Here is a 19174-nt window from a genome sequence, read left to right as displayed (position 1 = left end):
GTTAAGCGTTTATTCACGGCGGCAGATATGCGCACAAAATAAACTTTTTGCTAAATTGGCCTTGCCTGAGCAAATCGATTTGCGTAGAATGCCGGCCCATTGTTATAGGTTTTTGCGCGTGTCTGGCCTTGAGCAAAAGACACGCCTTTACGGAGTTAATCAAATGTACGCGGTATTCCAAAGCGGCGGAAAACAACACCGTGTGGCCGAAGGTCAAATCGTTCGTCTGGAAAAGCTGAACGTTGAGACTGGCGCTACTATCGACTTCAATGAAGTTCTGATGGTTGCTGCAGGCGACACTTTTAAAGTAGGTGCTCCTTTCGTTGAAGGTGGCAAGGTTGTAGCTGAAGTTGTGGCTCACGGCCGTGGCGAGAAAGTGACTATCGTCAAGTTCCGTCGTCGTAAGCACCATCGTAAGCAAGCGGGCCACCGTCAGTGGTTCACTGAAGTCAAAATCACTGGCATCAGCGCTTAATTAGAGGAGTCCGATAAATGGCACACAAAAAAGCTGGCGGTTCATCCCGCAACGGTCGCGATTCTGAAGCTAAACGCCTTGGCGTTAAGCGTTTCGGCGGCGAAACAGTTCTGGCAGGCAGCATCATCGTTCGCCAACGTGGTACCAAGTTCCACGCTGGCACCAACGTTGGTCTGGGCACGGATCACACCCTGTACGCGAAAGCGACTGGCAAGATCCTGTTCGAAGTTAAAGGTCCGCTGAATCGTAAGTACGTTAGCATCGTTGCTGAGTAATTACGGACCGCAAGGATCCGAAGCCCCGCCAACAGGCGGGGCTTTTGTTTTTCTGACGCAGTTTACGAAAAAACGGAACGTAGATGTGCCTGGTGTTGCGCGGGGCATTCATCGCTAAGATGCGTATCGCCCGCAGGGGCCTGTACCACTATAATTGCGTATCGGTTTTTCGAATTAAGGTGACGGTTACCTATGAAGTTTGTTGATGAAGTCCAGATTCGAGTCGATGCCGGTGACGGTGGTAACGGTTGTGTGAGCTTTCGCCGTGAAAAGTACATCCCGAACGGCGGCCCGGATGGTGGTGACGGTGGTGACGGTGGCGATGTCTATCTGATTGCCGACGAAAACCTGAATACCCTTATCGACTACCGTTTCGAGCGTTTCCATGCGGCCGAGCGCGGTGAGAATGGCCAGAGCGCCAACTGTACCGGCCGTCGCGGCAAGGACAGGATACTGCGTGTGCCGGTCGGTACTCGTGCCAGCGATGAAGACACAGGCGAACTGCTGGGTGATCTGACCCACCACGGCCAGAAGCTGCTGGTTGCCAAAGGTGGCTTCCACGGTCTGGGCAACACCCGTTTCAAGAGCTCCGTCAACCGGGCGCCGCGCCAGAAGAGCAGCGGTACGCCGGGTGAAGTGCGTACTCTGAAGCTGGAACTGCTGCTGCTGGCCGATGTCGGCATGCTGGGTCTGCCCAATGCTGGCAAGTCCACCTTTATCCGTGCCGTGTCCGCCGCCCGTCCCAAGGTAGCCGATTACCCCTTCACTACTCTGGTGCCGAACCTGGGTGTGGTGCGTGGCGAGAACTCCCGCTCCTTCGTGATAGCCGACATTCCGGGTCTGATCGAAGGTGCCGCCGAGGGTGCAGGCCTCGGTATTCGCTTCCTCAAGCATCTCGAGCGCTGCCGGGTCTTGATCCACCTGGTCGATATCTGCCCGGTCGATGACTCGGATCCTGCCGAGAACGCCGTGACAATCGTCAAGGAGCTGGAAAAATACAGCCCTGAGCTGGCTGGCAAGCCGCGCTGGTTGGTGTTCAACAAGATGGATCTGATCCTGGAAGAAGAGGCGGTCGAAGTGATGGAGCGCGTCAAGACGGCGCTGGCCTACGAAGGCCCCGTCTACCAGATCTCCGCCATCAGCAAGGAAGGCACCAAGAAGGTGTGCTACGACATCCTGGATCTGCTGGATACCATGCCTCGTCAACTGGCGGAAGATGCCAGGGACGCCATCGAGAAGGTGGAGTTCAAGTGGGATGACTACCACAAGAACCAGCTGGCCCAAGCCGAAGCCGAAGCGCTGGCCGCCTCCATGGCCTTCGATGAAGGGCTCGATGAGGAAGACTGGGATGATGACGAAGATGATGGCGTTGAAGTCATCTATGTTCGTGACTGATCACTCTGTCCTGCCTGATCGGTGCAGTACCTCTGCCCACCGATGAGAAAAACCGGAGCCTGGCAACAGGCTCCGGTTTTTTATGGGGCGCATCTGGATCGATCGGATCACCACATAGATATATTTCTTATGTCACTTATTGCCTGCCAACCGCAACGGATTATACTGCGCACCTGAATGTAACCTTGCTGAAACAATATGCTAACCATTCGTAATGAATTGATATGCGTATCTGTTTGAGGTCGTTCTTATGGAAGGTTCGCCTGCAAAAATATTTATGCTTGAAATGATCCATTAAGGGCTTGTTTGTGCATTTTTTTGGAGTATTCTTGCGCCCGTTTTGTCGGGCGAGAGCATGAATATGCAAGTTGACCTGGCTAAGGAAAAGTAACATTAAGGCTGTAGACCATGCTGGAAAAGACTCTGCAAGCGCCTGCGCTCAATACTCGTCGCAACGTGCTGATGTTCCTGGTCCCGTCACTCATCGGGATCCTGCTGTTCATGACCCCCGTCATCTATGACGAGAACGTCACCATTCCGGTTGCCGTGCTGGCGAAGCTGGTGCAAACGGTATTTGCCGATTATCTGGTGGCCATGGTCAGTGCCATCATTACCACCACCATGCTGATGACGCTGATCGCCTGGCTGTTCAAGCCAGCGATCCTGGTGCGTCGCCCTTTCCTCAACAGCTTGTTCAACGTCTCTCCTTTCTGGGCCTGTGTGCGGGTACTGGGTGGCGTGTTCGTGCTGCTGACCTTCTTCAATGCGGGGCCAGAGGTACTGCGTTCCGGTGCTACCGGCGGTCTGGTGCTGCACGATCTGCTGCCTGTGCTGTTCTCGGTGTTCATCTTCGCAGGTCTGTTGTTGCCTCTGCTGCTGGATTTCGGTCTGCTGGAGTTTGTTGGCACCATGATGACCCGCATCATGCGCCCTGTGTTTCGTTTGCCGGGGCGCTCCGCCGTGGATTGCTTCGCCTCCTGGCTGGGGGATGGCAGCGTTGGCATTCTGCTGACCAGCAAGCAGTATGAGGGCAAGTTCTATACCCAGCGTGAAGCCGCCGTCATCGGCACCACCTTCTCAGCTGTCTCCATCACCTTCTGCCTGGTGGTGATCTCCCAGGTGAAGCTGGAGCATATGTTCGTTCCCTTCTACCTGACTGTCTGTCTGGCGGGTGTGGTCGCCGCCATAGTGGTACCGCGCCTGCCGCCGCTCTCCTGGAAGAAGGACATCTATGCCGATGGTACTCCCCTGTGCCGCAAGCAGGAGTCAGTGCCCCATCAGCACAGCGTGATGAGCTATGGCTATGAGCGTGCACTGACCAAGGCGGAGAGTGTCACCGATCTTGGTGCGGTCGCGCGGGAAGGGGTGAAGAATGCGCTGGACATGGTGTTTGGCGTGTTGCCGGTGGTGATGGCGATCGGCACCTGTGCCCTGATGCTGGCCGAGCATACCCCCATCTTCAACTGGCTGGGTGCGCCATTTGTTCCCTTGCTGGAGCTGCTGCAACTGCCGGAGGCCGAGGCCGCCTCCAGGACCATCATGGTCGGTTTTGCCGACATGTTCATCCCGGCCGTGCTGGCCTCGACCATAGAGAGCGACATCACCCGCTTCGTGATTGCCGCCATGTCGGTCACCCAGCTCATCTATATGTCGGAAGTGGGCGCCCTGCTGCTGGGCAGCAAGATCCCGGTCAAGCTGTGGGAGCTGTTTGTCATCTTCCTGCTGCGCACCCTGGTGACCCTGCCGGTCATTGCCGGTGTGGCGCATCTGCTGTTCTAAGGCAAGAGTCTGGGATCTAAAACGGTCAACTTGGGTTGGCCGTTTTTTATGGTGAGTATTAGACCAAAGTGAGTCTTTTTAATGGATGGTTTTTACATTAACGTAACAAGCTGAAAAAAGCGTGCCAGCCGAGCAGTAGGCAATTCAAATCGAACGTGGCCAGGAGTCACCCCATGACCTCACTGCTCAGCTACCGGACCGGTCCTTGCGACCAGCCCTTGCTTTACCAGACCATTGGCGAATATCTGCAAGAGATAGCCGAACGTTTCCCCGACCGTCCCGCCGTTGTAGTGCGTCACCAGCAGATCCGCTGGAGCTACCGTGAATACCTCATCCAGATAGACAGGCTGGCACTGGGCTTGCTGGCGCTAGGCATCCAGCCGGGGGACAGGGTCGGAATCTGGTCGCCAAACAACATAGAGTGGTGCCTGGTGCAGTTCGCCACGGCCCGCATCGGCGCCATCATGGTCTGCATCAACCCAGCCTATCGCAACTACGAGCTGGAGTTTGCCATCAACAATGTGGGTTGCCGCGCCCTCATCTGTGCCAGTGCCTTCAAGGGAAGCGACTACCTCGCAATGCTCAATGAGCTGGCCCCCGAGCTGGCAAGCTCGCCGCCGGGGCTGCTGGTCAGCGCCCGCTTGCCGAGCCTGGAGATGGTGATCCGGCTCGGGGAGGCGCAAACGCCGGGTATGCTGAACTTCAGCGCCGTGCAGGCCCTGGGGGATGTGCAGGATCCGGCCTGGCTTGCCCGGGTGGCGGCGACCCTCAAACCGGATGATGCCATCAACATCCAGTTCACCTCGGGTACCACGGGCAGCCCCAAGGGCGCGACCCTGAGCCATGGCAACATTCTCAACAATGGCCGGCAGGTGGCGCGGGGCATGGCGTTTAGCGAGCAGGACAGGCTCTGCATACCCGTGCCGCTCTACCATTGCTTTGGCATGGTGCTTGGCAATCTGGTGTGCATCAGCGTGGGGGCCTGCGCCCTGTTTCCATCGGAAGCGTTCGATCCTGTGGCGACCCTGCAGACGGTGAGCGAGGAGCGTTGCACCGCCTTGCATGGCGTGCCAACCATGTTTATCGCCGAGCTGGAGCTGCCCGGCTTTGCTGAGTTTGATCTCTCCTCCCTGCGCACCGGCATCATGGCAGGAGCGATTTGCCCCGAGCCCTTGATGCGCAAGGTGCAGACTCTGATGCACATGACAGAGGTGACCATCGCCTACGGCCAGACCGAGTGCAGCCCCATCAACCACATGACCGCCATCGATGCGCCGCAGGACAAGCGCGTCTCCACGGTGGGCCGCGCCCTCGAGCACACCGAGATCAAGCTGATTGACCCGAGCGGCGAATTGGTACCCATTGGCGAGCGGGGTGAGATCTGCTGCCGCAGCAAGGGGGTCATGCAGGGTTACTGGCAGGACCCGGTCAAGACGGCGGAAACCATAGATGATGAAGGCTGGTTGCACTCGGGTGATATCGGCATCATGGATGAAGAGGGTTATGTGCAGATAGTAGGGCGCAGCAAGGAGCTGATCATCCGCGGTGGCGAGAACATCTATCCCCGCGAGATAGAGGATCGGCTCTACGATCATCCTGCGGTGCAGGATGCCGCCGTGTTCGGTGTCGACAGCGAGCGTTATGGGGAGGAGGTGTGTGCCTGGGTCAAGCTGAGGCCGGATCAGATGGTCAGCGAGGAGGAGATCAAGCACTTCCTCTCGGCCCGCATCGCCTACTTCAAGGTGCCAAGATACATACGTTTCGTGGAGGAGTACCCCATGACGGTGACCGGCAAGCTGCAGAAGTTCAAGATGCGGGAGGCCATGACCCGCGAGCTGACCCGCCAGCATGCCGAGGCGACGCGTTGAGGTGGTTTTACCGCGATGAGAAAAGGGCCCTCGGGCCCTTTGTTCGTTGTTGCCAGCAGGCTGCTAGCGCGGCGTGATGCTCACATCCGTGGGGCACTGAATGGTCAACGAATGGACCGTATTGGCGATGCGGTGGGGTGTGGCCGCCTTGTATATTTTCTTCTCTTCGTCATAGCTGCCCGTTGTGTACTGGGTGGAGTAGAGCGTCTGCTGACGACGATCCGTCTCCTTGTAGCCCTGGGGGCAGGTCTGGTTGGCCTGCTGGAAGCAGGCCGTCATGCTGCTGCACTCGATATAGAAACCCCGCTGGCTGGCATCGGCCAGATGGACAGGGGTAACGGTGGGCGGGGGTGGCGACAACAGGGAGCAGCCGGACAGCGCCAGCGCGCCCAGCATGATGAGATGTTTTGACATAAATAACCTGAACCATGTGGTGTGATAAAGAGTGAGGGGGAGTCTTTTGCTCCCCCTTCGCTGTAGGGCACAGTTATAACCAAGCGGGCCTGCTCAAACCAGCATACAAATGTAAGAAAATATGAACCCTGTCTATGCCTGTGTGGCCAGCAGAGCCTCTTCATCCACCTGGTCCAGCTGTTCCGGCGCCAGAAAACGCTCGGCATAGTCGCGCCAGATACCGCTGCTGACGAACAGGGCAAACAGCGCCGGGTCTATGTGCTGCTCACGCACCATGTTCTGCATGATGGCCAGGGATTGAGCTACCGTCTTGCCCGACTTGTAGGGACGATCGCTGGCGGTCAGCGCCTCGAAGATGTCGGCGATGGCCATGATGCGGGCCGGGATGCTCATCTGTTGCCCCAGCAACTGGCGGGGGTAACCCTTGCCGTCCATGCGTTCATGATGTCCACCGGCGATCTCGGGCACATTGCGCAAATGGCGCGGGAAGGGGAGCCGCTCCAGCATGCGGATGGTCTGGATGATGTGCTCGTTGATCTTGTAGCGCTCCTCTTCTGTGAGTGTGCCGCGGCCGATGGCCAGGTTATAGCGCTCCCCCCGGTTGTAGAGATAGGTCGGCACCCTGACCTTGAAGCCCCAGGGATTGCGTTCATCCAGGCTGTCGTGGACGGGGCGGGGTATGAGGTGGACTGTCTTGTCAGCGAGCAGTGGCTCGATACAGGGCAAATGGGGGGCAGGTTCGTTCTGGTGCAGCTTGAGTTCCTCCCGGCTGATGCCGAGCCTGTCGTCCAGGGTGCGCAACCAGGTACGGTTGGCGATGGCATCGAGCCGTGTCAGCTTCTCCGGTGCCATCCATTCCCCGCCCAGGTTGCACTCGGCGACGAAGGCGAACTCCTGATCCAGGGTGCTCCAGAGTGGTGCCACCTCCGCTCTTGCCGCTTCCCGTTCTGACGCCGGCAGACGGGCCGCCAGCACCTCGATATAGGCGTCGCGTTTGAGCACTTCGAAGCGGGTACGGACCTCGTGGATCCGATCGTAGATAGTCTCCAGCTTGGTGGCCTTGTCGACCACAAACTCCGGCGTGGTGACCTTGCCGCAGTCGTGCAGCCAGCTCGCGATGTGAATGGCCTCCCACTCCTCTTCATTGAGCCGAAAGTCGGCAAAGGGGCCCTGCTGCTGGGCACAGGCCGCTTCGGTCAGCATCCGGGTCAATTCGGGTACCCGCTGGCAGTGGCCACCCGTGTAGGGACTCTTGGCATCGATGGCCCCTGCCATCAGCTCGATGAAGGACTCCAGCAGCTGTTTCTGCTCCTCCAGCAGGCGCTGGTTCTCGATGGCGGAAGCAGACGTGCCTGCCAGCGCCTCGATCAGGCTGATGCGCGAGGCCAGTTCGCGGGCAGAGCAGCCGGGCAGGATCAACAGCAGGCAGCCGATCAGCTCCTGTCGATGATTGCACAGTGGCTCGGCGACCAGCTGGCAAGGGCCGGGGAAAGGACCCCAGCTCGCCAGATGTTGCTGCCAGCCCCGTTCGTCGACGGCCAGGGTGAGCCGCTCGCCATGAGCCAGCTTGCCGAGCAGCGCCTCCTGCCAGGGGGCTTGGGCGGCAGGCAAAGGCTGTTGCCGCCAGAGCGCCTGGACGGCCACCATGCTCTGCTCTTGCGCCAGGTAGAGGCAGCCCCCCTCGGCCTGTACGGCGGCTATGGTCTCGTGCAGTATGCGGCTGAGCAGGGAGTCGAAGCGGTGTTCCGCCGCCAGTGCCCGGCCCATGTTCATGAAGTTGCCCAGGGTCAGTCGCATGCCGGACATGGTACGGGCCAGATCGTCGATCTCGCGGATCGCCGATTCCGGCACCCGGCTCTCGCCGAAGTCGAAGTGCTGGATCCGCTCCGCCTCTTGAGTCAGGGCCAGCAGGGGGGTCGCGGTGCGGCGGGAGACCAGCCAGATCACCGGCAACAGCAGCAGCAAACCTGCCAGTGCCCAGCCGAGGTTGATCAGCGCTTCGTTGCGAGCCTGCTGGTAGAGCAGGTCTGCCGAGACCAGCAAGGCGATATAAAAGGGTGATCCCTCGCCGAGGGGAGAGAGATTGACCAGCCAGTCACTCTGATCGGCGGCGGTCAGATTCAGCTCCACCGGGCTGCTCAGCAAGGCGGGTTGGCTGGTGACCTGTTGCTGCAGCTGGGTCAGCACGGGATGGGACAGCGCCGACAGCAGGGGCAGCTGGCTCAGTTGCTCGAAGCTGGGAAGCTGTTTGGGATCCGTGGCAAGCAGAGTGGCATATTCGTCGAACAGAACCACCTGACTCTGCTCTGGCAACCGCAGTTCACCGATCAGGGCCGACAGTCCCTCGACGCTGGTATCCAGCCCGATCACTGCCCTTCTGTTGTCGCTTTCCACCGCCAGCGTCATGCCTGGCTCCTTGGTGGTAAAGAAGAGATAGGGGTGGGTGGTGGCGATGCCTGAACGCCAGCGTGCCTGCTTGTACCAGTCACGGCTGCGGGGATCAAACTGGTATTGAGGCATGGCCCGGCGCTCGAGCAGGGTCAGCCGCTGGTCGAAGTAGAGAAACTCCCCCTTGCCCTGGTGCAGGCTCTGCACCAGCAAGGTGCTGGCCGCTGGGACCCTGTCCAGTTGGGCTCGGGCCCGCTCGGTCAACTTGCGCACCAGGAAGAAGTCACCATCCGCGTAGCCGGCATAGACGGCGCCATAACTGGGGCTGTTGGCCAGCACCTCTGCCAGTTGTGGCAGGTAGCCGAGCCGGGCATCCAGACTGTTCATGGCCGCCAGCTGACCGCTGCGCAGCAGACTGAGGGACATGCGGGCCGGCCGCTCGTTCAATTGAAGGGCGAGGGCGAGCTGCTCCCGGTATTGCAGGAAATTTTGCCGCTCATGCTCCAGTCCCTGTTGTGCCGCTTGCTGGAATTGCAACGCGATAAGGGCGCTGCCCAGCAGGGTAAACAGCAGGATGAAGAGGGTAGCGATATGCACATAGAAGGGTTTACGACCTGGCCTGGCACTTGTCATGGACACATCCTTGTCACACTGGCGATTGCAGAGACGATCTACTATCAGTGTGCCAACAGGATGACAGAAAACACAATAACCCGTTCAGATATATCAGGATATGGCATAAACGTGACGGCCCCATCGGGGCCGTCTTGAGGGGGTCAAGCCAGTACTGCGGCGGGCACCAGGGTGACGCGGGCGTCTTTCACCTCATGCCACACCTGATGATTGTCCTGATATTTGTAGTTGGCCGTGCCTGATTTCCAGTCTTCCCCGAGCACCATGCGCAGCTCGAAGTTGGGCTGGATCACCGGCCCGATCTCGCCGCTTTGGGGCCATTTGATAATGGGGTAGCCCTGCGCAGTCACCAGGATATGGCACTGCTTGGGCATGACGCACATATAGGTGTATTGGCCTTTCAGTTCGGAGGCCATGTCGAGCGGTGGATTGGTTGCCTGGGTCAGATGGGCGATGCCATTGACTGTCTCCCCTGGCGTATAGACTGCCAGGTTCAGGTGCAGCAGTTGCGCCCCGGGCATGGCTTTGCCGATCTCGAAAGAGGCGAGGAAGAGGCCGGTCTTGGTGTCTGTGATTGCATTCATGCCTGTATTCTCCTGCAAAAAGAGGGGGTAGGTTGAGCTCACAACCAGACAACGAGCCACAGCATGCTAGCGCTTGCGGTCAGAGCGGGTAACTGTGGATATTGTCACTTGACGCTCAGCCCGGGCTGGCATAACGCCATCTGCACCCCTGGCAAGGCAGGAGGCTCAGGGAACTCAGGCGGTGCGGCGATTTTGATTATCGGTTGCCAGCAAAGAGCCACTGTCAATTCGTTGGCCTGGCGCGTGATTCGTTCAGGTATCCCGTGCTACATTGCCTCCCTTGTTACTGGTCTGTAAATCAATGGAGTGACCCATGTCTGCCATCCCCTATTCAGTGCTCGATCTGGTCCCCGTGCCCGAAGGCTCCCACCCGGCCGAGTCGTTTCGCCGTTCGCTGGACCTGGCCCAGCATGCCGAGCGCTGGGGGTATCAGCGTTACTGGCTGGCGGAGCATCACAACATGCCGGGCATCGCCAGTGCAGCCACCGCTGTGCTGATCGGTCATCTGGCGGGAGGCACCAAGACCCTGCGACTGGGCGCCGGCGGCATCATGCTGCCGAACCATGCACCGCTGGTGATTGCCGAGCAGTTTGGCACCCTGGCTTCGCTTTACCCTGATCGCATCGATCTTGGGCTGGGTCGTGCCCCCGGTACGGATCAGCGCACCATGCAGGCACTGCGACGTCAGCGCAGCGGCGACGTGGATGAGTTTCCGGCGGATGTGCGCGAGTTGATGAGTTATTTCGGTGACGAGACAGGGGCGGTACAGGCCGTACCGGGTCAGGGGCTGCATCTGCCCATCTGGCTGCTGGGTTCCAGCCTTTACAGTGCCCAGCTTGCCGCTTCTATGGGGCTGCCGTTTGGTTTTGCCTCTCACTTTGCTCCCGGTCTGTTGTTGCAGGCGCTGGAGATCTACCGCGCCCAGTACCGCCCCTCGGTGCGCTGGCCCAAGCCCTATGCGGTGGTCTGCATCAACATGATCGCCGGCGACAGCGAGCGGGAGGCCCGTTTCCAGTTCACCACTGTGCAGCAACAGTTCCTGCGTCTCTACCGGGGTGACGCTGGCAAGCTGCCCGCACCTGTGGCCGAGCTGGGGGAAGAGTGGTCGCCCCGTGAGCTGATGGCGATGGAGCAGACCCTGGCCCGCTCACTGGTGGGAGATCGCGAGCAGGTGCGTCACGGCCTCAAGGCGCTGCTGGCCGAGACGGGGGCCGATGAGCTGATGTTCAACGGCCCTATCGTCGATCAGGGGGCGCGGCTGCGCTCGTTCGAGATCGCGGCCGAGCTGATGCAGAGCCTGTGATCCATGGATGAGGTCTACTGGAACCCCATGGTGCCCGAGCTGTCTGTGACCAGCCTGGCAGCTTCCTTGCCTTTCTATACCGGGCTATTGGGGTTTGCTGTGCGCTATCAGCGAGATGATCCCCCCTTCGCCTATCTGGAGCAGCAACAGGTACAGTTGATGCTGGAACAGATCCATCCGGCAGGATGGCTGACCGGTGTGCTGGAGCCTCCGCTGGGACGCGGCATAAATTTGCAGATGGAGCTGACCGACATCCAGCCCCTGCTCGCTCGGCTGGCGCTGGCCGGGGTGGCGCTCTATCGGCCACTGCGTGAATCCTGGTATCCGGTGGGGAATATGAGCTCGGGTCAGCGGGAGTTTCTGGTACAGGACCCCGACGGTTATCTGTTGCGGTTCGTCCAGCATCTGGGCGAACGACCGGTTTCCTGATCCAGGATTACATCTAATCCATTGATTTTAAACAATAGTCAGGTTGATGTCGGCCATCTGTCGTGTCACCTTTCTTCGCGCTGGCCCTATGCTGGCCCTGTCTACCACCACAAGGAGCTCATGATGATCGTCAGGAAATTGAGATTGCAACGGGGTTGGTCACAGGATCAGTTGGCGACCCTGACTGGCTTGAGTGTTCGCACCATACAGCGGATCGAACAGGGTCAGCAGCCCGGACTGGAATCTCTCAAGGCCCTGGCCTCCGTCTTTGAACTTGATGTGGCTCAACTGGATGGGACACAACAACAGGAGCGCGAGATGAGAGGGAATGAAACTATGGGTCAGGACAGGGTGCAGGTGTCGGCAGAGGAGCGGGCCGCCATGGGGTATGTGGAGGGGCTCAAAGGCTTCTACTACCACATTTTCAGCTATGTGCTGGTGATCTGCGGGCTGTTTGTCATCAACTACCTCAGCAACCCGGACTATATCTGGGCCTGGTGGCCGGCGCTGGGGTGGGGTCTGGGGTTGATTTCCCATGCCATCAACCTGTTCCAGCCCTTCAAGCTGTTTGGTCCGGAATGGGAGCGACGCCAGATCGAGAAGCGACTGGGGCGCAAGCTGTAACTCATTGGTGCGAATAGAACAAAGCCCGGCAACTTGCCGGGCTTTGTTCTTGTGAAACGCGACAGAGTGGGGTTCTCGCCACTCTTTCCCCTTACTTGGCGTGAGCAGGGCAAGGGGTAGCTATCAGGGCATCGTCTTCATAACGCCACAGAGTGAGGCTCTCGTCGCTCAGGCGCAGCCCTTGACCATCACTTGGCGTGAGTGGGGCAGGGTGTCGCTATCAGGGCATCGTCTTCATAACGCCACAGGGTGAGACTGTTGCCCCACACGCAGCCGGTGTCGAGCGCCTTGATGTCGTTCCTGCCTGTGTTGCCCATCAGGGCCGCCCAGTGGCCGAACACCAGTATGGGGTCATCCATATGGTGCTCGCGCTGCTCGAACCAGGGGCGCAGGCCGGGAGTAGACTCTGTGGGGCCTTTCTTGCACTGGAACTCGAGTCGGCCATCGAAATAGCAGAAGCGCATCCGGGTGAAGGTGTTGATGATGTAGCGGTAACGTTCGATACCTGCCAGGTCTTCACTCCAGCCATCGGGCAGATCGCCATACATGTTGTGCAACAACCAGCTGTACTGATCGCCGCGCAGCAGACTCTCCACTTCGCGGGCACAGTTGCGTGCCGTTCGGGCGTCCCAGGCGGGGGAGATACCGGCATGCACCATCATGATGGGCAGATCCGGGTGCTCCGCCAGCAGGGGGCGATGGCGCAACCACGTCAGCAGCTCGTCCCGATCCGGCGCTTCCATCAGGGCTTGCAGCTTGTCTTTCTTCTTGAGCGGCGCAACGCCATCGGCGACCGCCAGCAGGTGAAGGTCGTGGTTGCCGAGCACTGTGACGGCCCGCTGGCCCAGCGACTTGACGTAGCGCAGTGTCTTCAGGGAGTCCGGGCCGCGGGCGACCAGGTCGCCGCAGAGCCAGAGCACGTCCTTGGCTGGATCGAACTTTGCGAGATCCAGCAGACGACGCAAGTCGTCATAACAGCCCTGGATATCGCCAACAAAACAGTTCGCCATGAAACCTCAGTTAATAATGTTTGGGACGGCCAGGGTAAAAGGCGCTATGGGCGCCTCGAACGGCTGCCCTGACTCATCTTGCAGGGTATAGCTCCCTTCCATCACCCCAAAGGGGGTGTCGAGTGGCACGCCGCTCTGATAGCGAAAGGTCTCCCCTTCGGCAATCACGGGCAGCTCCCCGACCACGCCGGGGCCCTCGACTTCCAGCATCTTGCCGTTGGCATCCGTGATGAGCCAGCGCCGGTGCAGCAGCTGCGCCGGCCCCGGCCCCAGATTCTCGATCTCGATCAGATAGTGGAACTGGTAAGGGTCCTGGGTATCCGCCACATAACGGGGGTATGGGCGGATAACAATATGCGGGTATGCCACGGGATCAGGCCTGTTGTTGATCCGCCAGCCAGTTGGCGATCATGACGAACTGCTCCAGGGAGAGATTCTCCGGGCGCAGGTTGCCATCGATACCAAGCTCGGTCAGCTGAGCGTCCGTGATGAAGTTGGCGAAGCTGTTGCGGATGGTCTTGCGGCGCTGGCCAAAGCCTTCGGTACAGACGCGGCTCAGGCAGCGGATGTCTTTGGCGACTATGGTCGGGTTCTTGTGCGGCACCAGACGGACCACGGCTGAATCCACTTTCGGTGCCGGTTTGAAGGCGCCAGGGCCCACTTCCAGCACGGGGATCACCTGGCAGTAGTACTGCACCATGACGCTCAGGCGGCCATAGGCCTTGCTGCCCGGGCCGGCAGACATCCGCAATACCACTTCTTTTTGCAGCATGAAGTGCATGTCTTCTACCCGGTCGGCGAAATCGCACAGGTGGAAGATGAGCGGGGTGGAGATGTTGTATGGCAGGTTGCCGAAGATGCGCAGCGGCCCCTTGCCTTCCCCCATCAGAGTGCCGAAGTCGAAGCGCATGGCATCGGCTTCGATGACGGTCAGCTTGTCCTTGAGGGTCGGGTGCTCGCGCAGGCGCGCGGCCAAGTCCCGGTCCAGCTCGACCGCTGTCATCTTGTCCATCTGGGAGGCGACCGGTTCGGTCAGGGCGGCGAGGCCCGGGCCTATCTCCACCAGATTCTGACCCGGCTGCGGATTGATGGCGGCCACTATCTGATCAATAACATAGCGGTCATGCAAGAAGTTCTGACCGAAACGCTTACGGGCCGTGTGACCCATGTGCACCTTGTTGCTCTGCACCTTACTGCTCATATCTTTTTTTCTCTACCATCTTGATGGCGTGGTTAATCGCGGTGATCAGACTGCCCGGGTCCGCCAGGCTCTTGCCTGCCAGATCCAGCGCAGTGCCGTGATCCACCGAAGTGCGGATGAAAGGAAGTCCAAGGGTGATATTGACCGAACTGCCGAACCCCTTGTATTTGAGCACGGGCAGCCCCTGGTCGTGGTACATGGCGAGTACCGCATCCGCATCCTTGAGGTATTTGTCCTGGAACAGGGTATCGGCCGGCAGCGGGCCGACCAGATCGATCCCCTCCTGGCGCAAGCTGGCCAGGGCGGGTTCGATCACGTCAATCTCTTCACGGCCGAGATGACCCCCTTCCCCTGCGTGGGGATTGAGGCCGCAGACGTAAATCCGGGGCTTGGCGATGCCAAACTTGGTTTTGAGATCCGCATCCAGAATGCGGATCACCTTGCCGAGGCGATCCTCTGTGATAGCCATGGCTACGTAGGCGAGCGGTATATGGGTGGTGGCCAGCGCCACCCGCAAGCCTTCGGTCGCCAGCAGCATCACCACGTCGGCGGTACCTGACTGCTGGGCGAAGAACTCGGTATGACCACTGAATGACACGCCCGCCTGATTGATGATCCCCTTGTGCACCGGCCCGGTCACCACGGCGGAAAATTCGCCGCTGAGGTTGCCGTCACAGGCGCGCTGCAGGGTTGCCAGCACATAGGCGCCGTTGCCCTCGTTCAGCTCACCCGGCACCACGGGGGCGCCGAGGCTGACTGGACAGAGGGTCAGGGTACCCGCCCGTTGCGGCTCGGCAGAAGCTTCGGCATCATAGGGTTGCAGCTCGATGGGCAGCCCCAGCAGGGCGGCCCGTTCGAGCAGCAGGGCGGGATCGGCGATCACCACCAGCTGGTGGGGCCAATCCTGCTGGGCTATCTGCAACACCAGATCCGGGCCTATTCCGGCGGGCTCACCCGGGGTAATGGCGAGACGACGACAGCTCATCAGCTGCCGGCGCCTTCGATCTGGATGTAGGCCTCGTCACGCAGCTCATCAAGCCAAGCCTGGGACTCTTCGGTGAAGCGGCGGTTGAAGATGAGCTGATAGGCACGCTGCTCCTGGGCCTTGCTGGTGGCATCCTGGCTGCGACGCTCTTCCAGCTGCACTATGTGCCAGCCGTGGGTAGTACGGAAGGGGGCGCTCAGCTCACCCGGCTTGAGGCGGTTGACCATGTCGCGGAACTCCGGCACATAGACGTTGGGATCAGACCAGCCCAGCTCGCCGCCCTGCACCGCAGAGCCCGGATCTTCGGAGTATTTTTCCGCCAGACTGGCGAAGGTCGCCTTGCCGCTCTTGATGTCGTGCAGTATGCCATCCAGCATGCCCTTGGCTTTCTCTTCGCTGAGGATAATGGAAGGCTTGATCAGTATGTGGCGTGCTTTCACCTCGGTCTGCAGCACCTGCTGCTGGCCCTTGGCATCGAACACCTTGACGATGTGCAGACCGGCGCCAGAGCGCAGCGGGCCAACTATGTCACCCTTGGCCGCGCCTTGTACCGCTTCGGCCATCAGGGTCGGCATCTCTTGCGGGCTCATCCAGCCCCAGTCGCCCCCTTCCAGTGCCTTGGGACCATTACTCTCGGCAATGGCCAGCTTGCGGAAGTCGGCCCCCTGTTTCAGGGCAGCCAGTATGCGCTCTATCTTGCTCTTGGCGGCGTTGAGCTGCTCGGCGCTCGGGTTGTCCGGCAGGGCAATCTGGATATGGCCGACATGGTACTGCTGTTGCTGCTGGCCCTGCTTGGCGAGGATATCCACCACCTGCTTGACCTCCTGATCGGAGATGTTGATGCGACGGCGCACCTGGTTGCGGCGCACCTCGTTCATCAGGATCTCGCGGCGCACCTCTTCCCGATACTGGGCATAGGTCAGGCCTTCGCGGGCCAGTTGGGCTCGCAGCTGATCCAGGGTCATCTTGTTGTCGGCGGCTATGCTCTGGATGGCTTGCTCCAGCTGGGTGTCGCTGATCTTGAGGCCCTGGCGATCCGCCAGTTGCAGTTGCAGGCTCTCCTGGATCAGGCGATCCAGCGCCTGCTTGCGCAGGGTGGCATCATCGGGCAGGGACTGGCCGCTCTCCTGGGCAGAGCTTTTGACTTTCTGTACCAGGGCTTCCTGCTGGCTGGCCAGCACCACGTCCTTGTTGACCACGGCAAGCACCTTGTCCATCAGCTCGGGGGCGGCGAAGGCCCCCTGACTCATGGCTCCGAACAGGCCTGCAGTCAGCAGGGAAATCAACGTCTTCTTCATATCCATCTCTCAAGGCGTTTGCCAGACCGGTTATTGGTCTCGCAGGTTAAACGGACGAATGTAAGGCAGTGCTTCGGTATCCAAGGAGGTGCCCTTGGAGCCGGTACCCACGCTACCCAATCCTTTCATTTCAAACTGAATGCCCAGGCTGCGCTCCGAAGTCGGACGCATGGTCACGTTATCCGGTGTATTGACCCACTCCAGGTTGAAGTTGATGCTCCAGCAGCAGGAGTCATATTTCAGGCCCACCTTGCGATCCACATTCACCCCCTGATCGAGGTCGCGATAGTAGCCCCCGTAGAGGTGCCACTGATCATTGAGCGGTGTGGTCAACAGCATGCCGACCTGATTGATGTCGGCGACCTGGTTGGTGTTCGACAGGTCGTAGTTGGCATTGCGCACGAAGCGGTAGTTCAGCTGGCTGATCAGCTTCTCGCGGCGATACTCGAGGGCGCTGTTGGCAGAGCTGATCTCGCTCTGATCCATATCATATTGCGCACCGGCATGGGCAAACCACTGCTCGTTGATCTTGGCATCCCCCTCAAACGAGAGCGGGGAGCGGGTGTTGGTCGCCAGTGACTCGCTGGGGTAGAGCTTGACCCTGGGGGCAACAAAGTCGAAGGCTTGGGCAACGGCCAGTCGAATTCGTTCATCGCCAGCATCATCATAGACTCGGCTGGTGACGCCCACCGACACGCGATTTGAGTCGCTGATGCGATCCAGACCGGCATAACGGCGGTCGCTGAACAGGCTGTAGTAGTCCTGACGCATGGTGGTGGAGTCATAGACACCTATGTTGTCCTGATCCTTGTAGGGCACATAGAGGTACTGGAACTCCGGCTCCAGGGTTTGATTGGCGTTGCCACCAAACCAGTCCTGGTTGCGTTCGAAGGTCATGCCGCCCTTTAGGCGGAAGGAAGGCAGGGTCCGGGTGATGATGCCCTTATCCAGAGTGACGCCGCTCGCACCTTCAGGAGTGAACCGCTTGGTGAAGGTGGAGCTCATGTTGTCCGGCACTTCCTGATCGTAACGGGTGTACATCAGCTTGTACTGGCTGTCGAGGTAATAGCCTGCCTCGTCGATGAGCGGCATGGTCAGGGTCGGCGCCGTGTAGACACGGGTGCCGGTATAGGCATCCCCCAGGTTTTGCGCTGAGGCCTGGGTGTTGTTGTAACCGAATCGGGTGACTTCGGTATTCCAGGCCAGATCGTACCAGTTGCCCTGATGGTAGTAGTTGTGGTTGATCCGTGGCATCAGCTCGTGGGGCTGTTGAGCATTGGCCAGTAGTATCTGGTAGGTCCGTACCTCTGTGTTGAGGTTCCAGTTTTGCTGGAAGTAGCCGGCCATCAGGGATTGCTGCAACTGGTTCTCGACCTGGGTCCCTACCTTGGGGGAGAAGTCGTTGAAGTAGTTGTAATCCCGATCCCGGACCTTGGTGTAGTCGATCGACACCTGCATGGCATTGTCGGCAAACCGCGAGGTGTGGCGCGCATTGAGCAGATAGCGATGCCCGTCAGACAGCTTTTCGTTCAGGCTGGGGGTTTCATCATACTGTTTGTCGTCTGCCAGATTTTCGAAATAGAGGCTGCCGACATGGGCCGGATCCGGCATATAGCGGAACTCTACCTGCTCCATCAGGCCCCGTCTGTCCATGAAACGGGAAGTGATGGTGGCATCGTAGTTGGGCGCTATGTTCCAGTAGAACGGCTGGGTGATGTCCATGCCGTTCTTGGAGCTCTGGGTATAACCCGGGTAAAGCAGGCCGGTTTTGCGCTCATCCTTGATGGGGAAGTTGATATACGGGAAATAGAACACCGGATAGTCGTAGAGCCAGAGGCTGGCGTTCCAGGCTTCCCCGAACACCTCTGTCTGATCGATGTCGATGCTGCCCGCTTTCAGGGTCCACACTTCCTGGCCAGGTGGGCAGGTGGTGTACTGAGCCCCTTCCAGGGTGATGTTCTGGTTGTTGTTGGTCATGGTGACCCGGTCGGCAGAGCCGCGTACCGGTGAGCCATGAACCTGGTATTTGCCCTCTTCCAGCTCGGAATTCTTGGTATCCAGGTTGGATTTCAGGGTCTTGTCACTGGTGACAGTGATCTGGCCATCGTTGTAATAGATGTTGCCGATGGCGATGACATCCCGGCTCTTCTGATCGAGCTCGGCATAATCCGAGTCAAATTTGCGCACACCCTGGCGAACTTTGACATCGCCCTGATAGACGGCGGTACCGCCCTGCTTGGCCTCTAGCCGATCGGCATCCACTTCGACAGGTTGGGCGTTGGCATCCTTTCCGGGGGCCAGTTTCTCTACCTTGGGTACATAGTCATAGCAGAGCCCGTCCAGGATCCCGGTGGCGGGCGGCGGCGTCAGCGGAGCCGCCTGCACTATGGCCGGGGTCAGGGCTGGGATAAGGCTGATGGTCAGGGCGATGGGATATGAGTACCCCAGTGTCCATTTTGTCATGTGAAAGACTCGCGCAATCCGTGGTAGATACGGCTGATTCAAGACATGCA

The 19174-nt window shown here is 59.4% G+C and carries 17 protein-coding genes; 8 read left to right on the top strand and 9 right to left on the bottom strand.

All coding sequences use genetic code 11. The features are described 5' to 3' along the window. The first annotated feature begins 163 nt into the window (after positions 1-163). From rplU to GWQ31_RS12050, 5 genes are all read left to right on the top strand, one after another. Positions 164-475, top strand: coding sequence for a 50S ribosomal protein L21 (gene rplU, locus GWQ31_RS12070; protein ID WP_005304210.1), 312 nt, complete (start codon positions 164-166; stop codon positions 473-475). A gap of 17 nt (positions 476-492) precedes the next feature. Then, the gene (rpmA, locus tag GWQ31_RS12065) at positions 493-750 is read left to right on the top strand and encodes a 50S ribosomal protein L27 (RefSeq protein WP_005311678.1); all 258 of its coding nucleotides are present in this window, start codon (positions 493-495) and stop codon (positions 748-750) included. Between the two features lie 192 nt (positions 751-942). Beyond that, positions 943-2145 carry an Obg family GTPase CgtA gene (gene cgtA, locus GWQ31_RS12060; protein WP_005311680.1) on the top strand — a complete coding sequence of 401 codons (1203 nt, stop codon included), beginning with the start codon at positions 943-945 and terminating at the stop codon, positions 2143-2145. Between the two features lie 408 nt (positions 2146-2553). Continuing rightward, entirely contained in the window at positions 2554-3924 is a 1371-nt protein-coding gene (locus GWQ31_RS12055) for a YjiH family protein (RefSeq protein WP_159165662.1), read from the top strand. Positions 3925-4097: 173 nt separating this feature from the next. Continuing rightward, complete coding sequence (locus GWQ31_RS12050) at positions 4098-5792, top strand: AMP-binding protein (protein ID WP_275909453.1); 1695 nt, start codon at positions 4098-4100, stop codon at positions 5790-5792. A 63-nt stretch (positions 5793-5855) separates the two neighbouring features. Here the strand turns inward: GWQ31_RS12050 and GWQ31_RS12045 are convergent, their stop codons facing one another. The 3 genes from GWQ31_RS12045 to GWQ31_RS12035 all read right to left on the bottom strand — a co-directional run bounded on the left by GWQ31_RS12045 (position 5856) and on the right by GWQ31_RS12035 (position 9811). Next, positions 5856-6206, bottom strand: coding sequence for a hypothetical protein (locus tag GWQ31_RS12045; RefSeq protein WP_275909452.1), 351 nt, complete (start codon positions 6204-6206; stop codon positions 5856-5858). A 132-nt stretch (positions 6207-6338) separates the two neighbouring features. Beyond that, positions 6339-9227, bottom strand: coding sequence for an HD domain-containing phosphohydrolase (locus GWQ31_RS12040; protein WP_275909451.1), 2889 nt, complete (start codon positions 9225-9227; stop codon positions 6339-6341). A 143-nt stretch (positions 9228-9370) separates the two neighbouring features. Beyond that, positions 9371-9811 carry a DUF1842 domain-containing protein gene (locus GWQ31_RS12035; RefSeq protein WP_275909450.1) on the bottom strand — a complete coding sequence of 147 codons (441 nt, stop codon included), beginning with the start codon at positions 9809-9811 and terminating at the stop codon, positions 9371-9373. 313 nt (positions 9812-10124) lie between these two features. Here GWQ31_RS12035 and GWQ31_RS12030 point away from each other — a divergent pair, with 313 nt between their 5' ends. The 3 genes from GWQ31_RS12030 (at position 10125) to GWQ31_RS12020 (ending at position 12167) form a co-directional block, all read left to right on the top strand. Next, a complete protein-coding gene (locus tag GWQ31_RS12030; protein ID WP_275909449.1) occupies positions 10125-11114 on the top strand; it encodes a luciferase-like monooxygenase in 990 nt (329 codons plus the stop codon). 3 nt (positions 11115-11117) lie between these two features. Beyond that, positions 11118-11543 (top strand): VOC family protein, encoded by a 426-nt coding sequence (locus GWQ31_RS12025; protein ID WP_275909448.1) that lies wholly within the window; start codon positions 11118-11120, stop codon positions 11541-11543. 123 nt (positions 11544-11666) lie between these two features. Then, positions 11667-12167, top strand: a complete 501-nt coding sequence (locus GWQ31_RS12020) for a 2TM domain-containing protein (RefSeq protein WP_021138360.1) — start codon at positions 11667-11669, stop codon at positions 12165-12167. Positions 12168-12355: 188 nt separating this feature from the next. On the opposite strand, the gene GWQ31_RS12015 is transcribed toward GWQ31_RS12020, so the two are convergent. The 6 genes from GWQ31_RS12015 to lptD are packed head-to-tail and all read right to left on the bottom strand — an operon-like array spanning position 12356 to position 19124. Beyond that, positions 12356-13177, bottom strand: a complete 822-nt coding sequence (locus GWQ31_RS12015; RefSeq protein WP_275909447.1) for a symmetrical bis(5'-nucleosyl)-tetraphosphatase — start codon at positions 13175-13177, stop codon at positions 12356-12358. 6 nt (positions 13178-13183) lie between these two features. Next, complete coding sequence (gene apaG, locus GWQ31_RS12010; protein WP_005311700.1) at positions 13184-13546, bottom strand: Co2+/Mg2+ efflux protein ApaG; 363 nt, start codon at positions 13544-13546, stop codon at positions 13184-13186. A gap of 4 nt (positions 13547-13550) precedes the next feature. Beyond that, positions 13551-14378 carry a 16S rRNA (adenine(1518)-N(6)/adenine(1519)-N(6))-dimethyltransferase RsmA gene (rsmA, locus tag GWQ31_RS12005; RefSeq protein ID WP_275909446.1) on the bottom strand — a complete coding sequence of 276 codons (828 nt, stop codon included), beginning with the start codon at positions 14376-14378 and terminating at the stop codon, positions 13551-13553. Further along, positions 14368-15363: a 4-hydroxythreonine-4-phosphate dehydrogenase PdxA gene (gene pdxA, locus GWQ31_RS12000; protein ID WP_275909445.1), complete on the bottom strand. Its 996-nt coding sequence runs from the start codon at positions 15361-15363 to the stop codon at positions 14368-14370. Before pdxA ends, rsmA begins: the two co-directional genes overlap by 11 nt. Further along, positions 15363-16661, bottom strand: coding sequence for a peptidylprolyl isomerase SurA (gene surA / locus GWQ31_RS11995; RefSeq protein ID WP_058393609.1), 1299 nt, complete (start codon positions 16659-16661; stop codon positions 15363-15365). Before surA ends, pdxA begins: the two co-directional genes overlap by 1 nt. Positions 16662-16691: 30 nt before the next feature. Beyond that, entirely contained in the window at positions 16692-19124 is a 2433-nt protein-coding gene (gene lptD / locus GWQ31_RS11990) for an LPS assembly protein LptD (protein WP_275909444.1), read from the bottom strand. Between the last annotated feature and the right edge of the window lie 50 nt (positions 19125-19174).

The organism is Aeromonas sp. 2MA4 (genome assembly GCF_029237305.1).
Classification (GTDB): domain Bacteria; phylum Pseudomonadota; class Gammaproteobacteria; order Enterobacterales; family Aeromonadaceae; genus Aeromonas; species Aeromonas salmonicida.
This window is presented reverse-complemented; position numbering and strand designations above follow the sequence as displayed.

Bases quoted from the DNA above. Each gene is read 5' to 3' on its own strand.
- pdxA (WP_275909445.1), bottom strand. From the start codon at position 15,363: ATGAGCTGTCGTCGTCTCGCCATTACCCCGGGTGAGCCCGCCGGAATA.
- GWQ31_RS12040 (WP_275909451.1), bottom strand. From the start codon at position 9,227: ATGACAAGTGCCAGGCCAGGTCGTAAACCCTTCTATGTGCATATCGCT.
- GWQ31_RS12055 (WP_159165662.1), top strand. From the start codon at position 2,554: ATGCTGGAAAAGACTCTGCAAGCGCCTGCGCTCAATACTCGTCGCAAC.
- GWQ31_RS12045 (WP_275909452.1), bottom strand. From the start codon at position 6,206: ATGTCAAAACATCTCATCATGCTGGGCGCGCTGGCGCTGTCCGGCTGC.
- surA (WP_058393609.1), bottom strand. From the start codon at position 16,661: ATGAAGAAGACGTTGATTTCCCTGCTGACTGCAGGCCTGTTCGGAGCC.
- GWQ31_RS12015 (WP_275909447.1), bottom strand. From the start codon at position 13,177: ATGGCGAACTGTTTTGTTGGCGATATCCAGGGCTGTTATGACGACTTG.
- rpmA (WP_005311678.1), top strand. From the start codon at position 493: ATGGCACACAAAAAAGCTGGCGGTTCATCCCGCAACGGTCGCGATTCT.
- cgtA (WP_005311680.1), top strand. From the start codon at position 943: ATGAAGTTTGTTGATGAAGTCCAGATTCGAGTCGATGCCGGTGACGGT.
- rplU (WP_005304210.1), top strand. From the start codon at position 164: ATGTACGCGGTATTCCAAAGCGGCGGAAAACAACACCGTGTGGCCGAA.
- GWQ31_RS12025 (WP_275909448.1), top strand. From the start codon at position 11,118: ATGGATGAGGTCTACTGGAACCCCATGGTGCCCGAGCTGTCTGTGACC.
- GWQ31_RS12035 (WP_275909450.1), bottom strand. From the start codon at position 9,811: ATGAATGCAATCACAGACACCAAGACCGGCCTCTTCCTCGCCTCTTTC.
- rsmA (WP_275909446.1), bottom strand. From the start codon at position 14,378: ATGAGCAGTAAGGTGCAGAGCAACAAGGTGCACATGGGTCACACGGCC.
- GWQ31_RS12030 (WP_275909449.1), top strand. From the start codon at position 10,125: ATGTCTGCCATCCCCTATTCAGTGCTCGATCTGGTCCCCGTGCCCGAA.
- lptD (WP_275909444.1), bottom strand. From the start codon at position 19,124: ATGACAAAATGGACACTGGGGTACTCATATCCCATCGCCCTGACCATC.
- GWQ31_RS12020 (WP_021138360.1), top strand. From the start codon at position 11,667: ATGATCGTCAGGAAATTGAGATTGCAACGGGGTTGGTCACAGGATCAG.
- GWQ31_RS12050 (WP_275909453.1), top strand. From the start codon at position 4,098: ATGACCTCACTGCTCAGCTACCGGACCGGTCCTTGCGACCAGCCCTTG.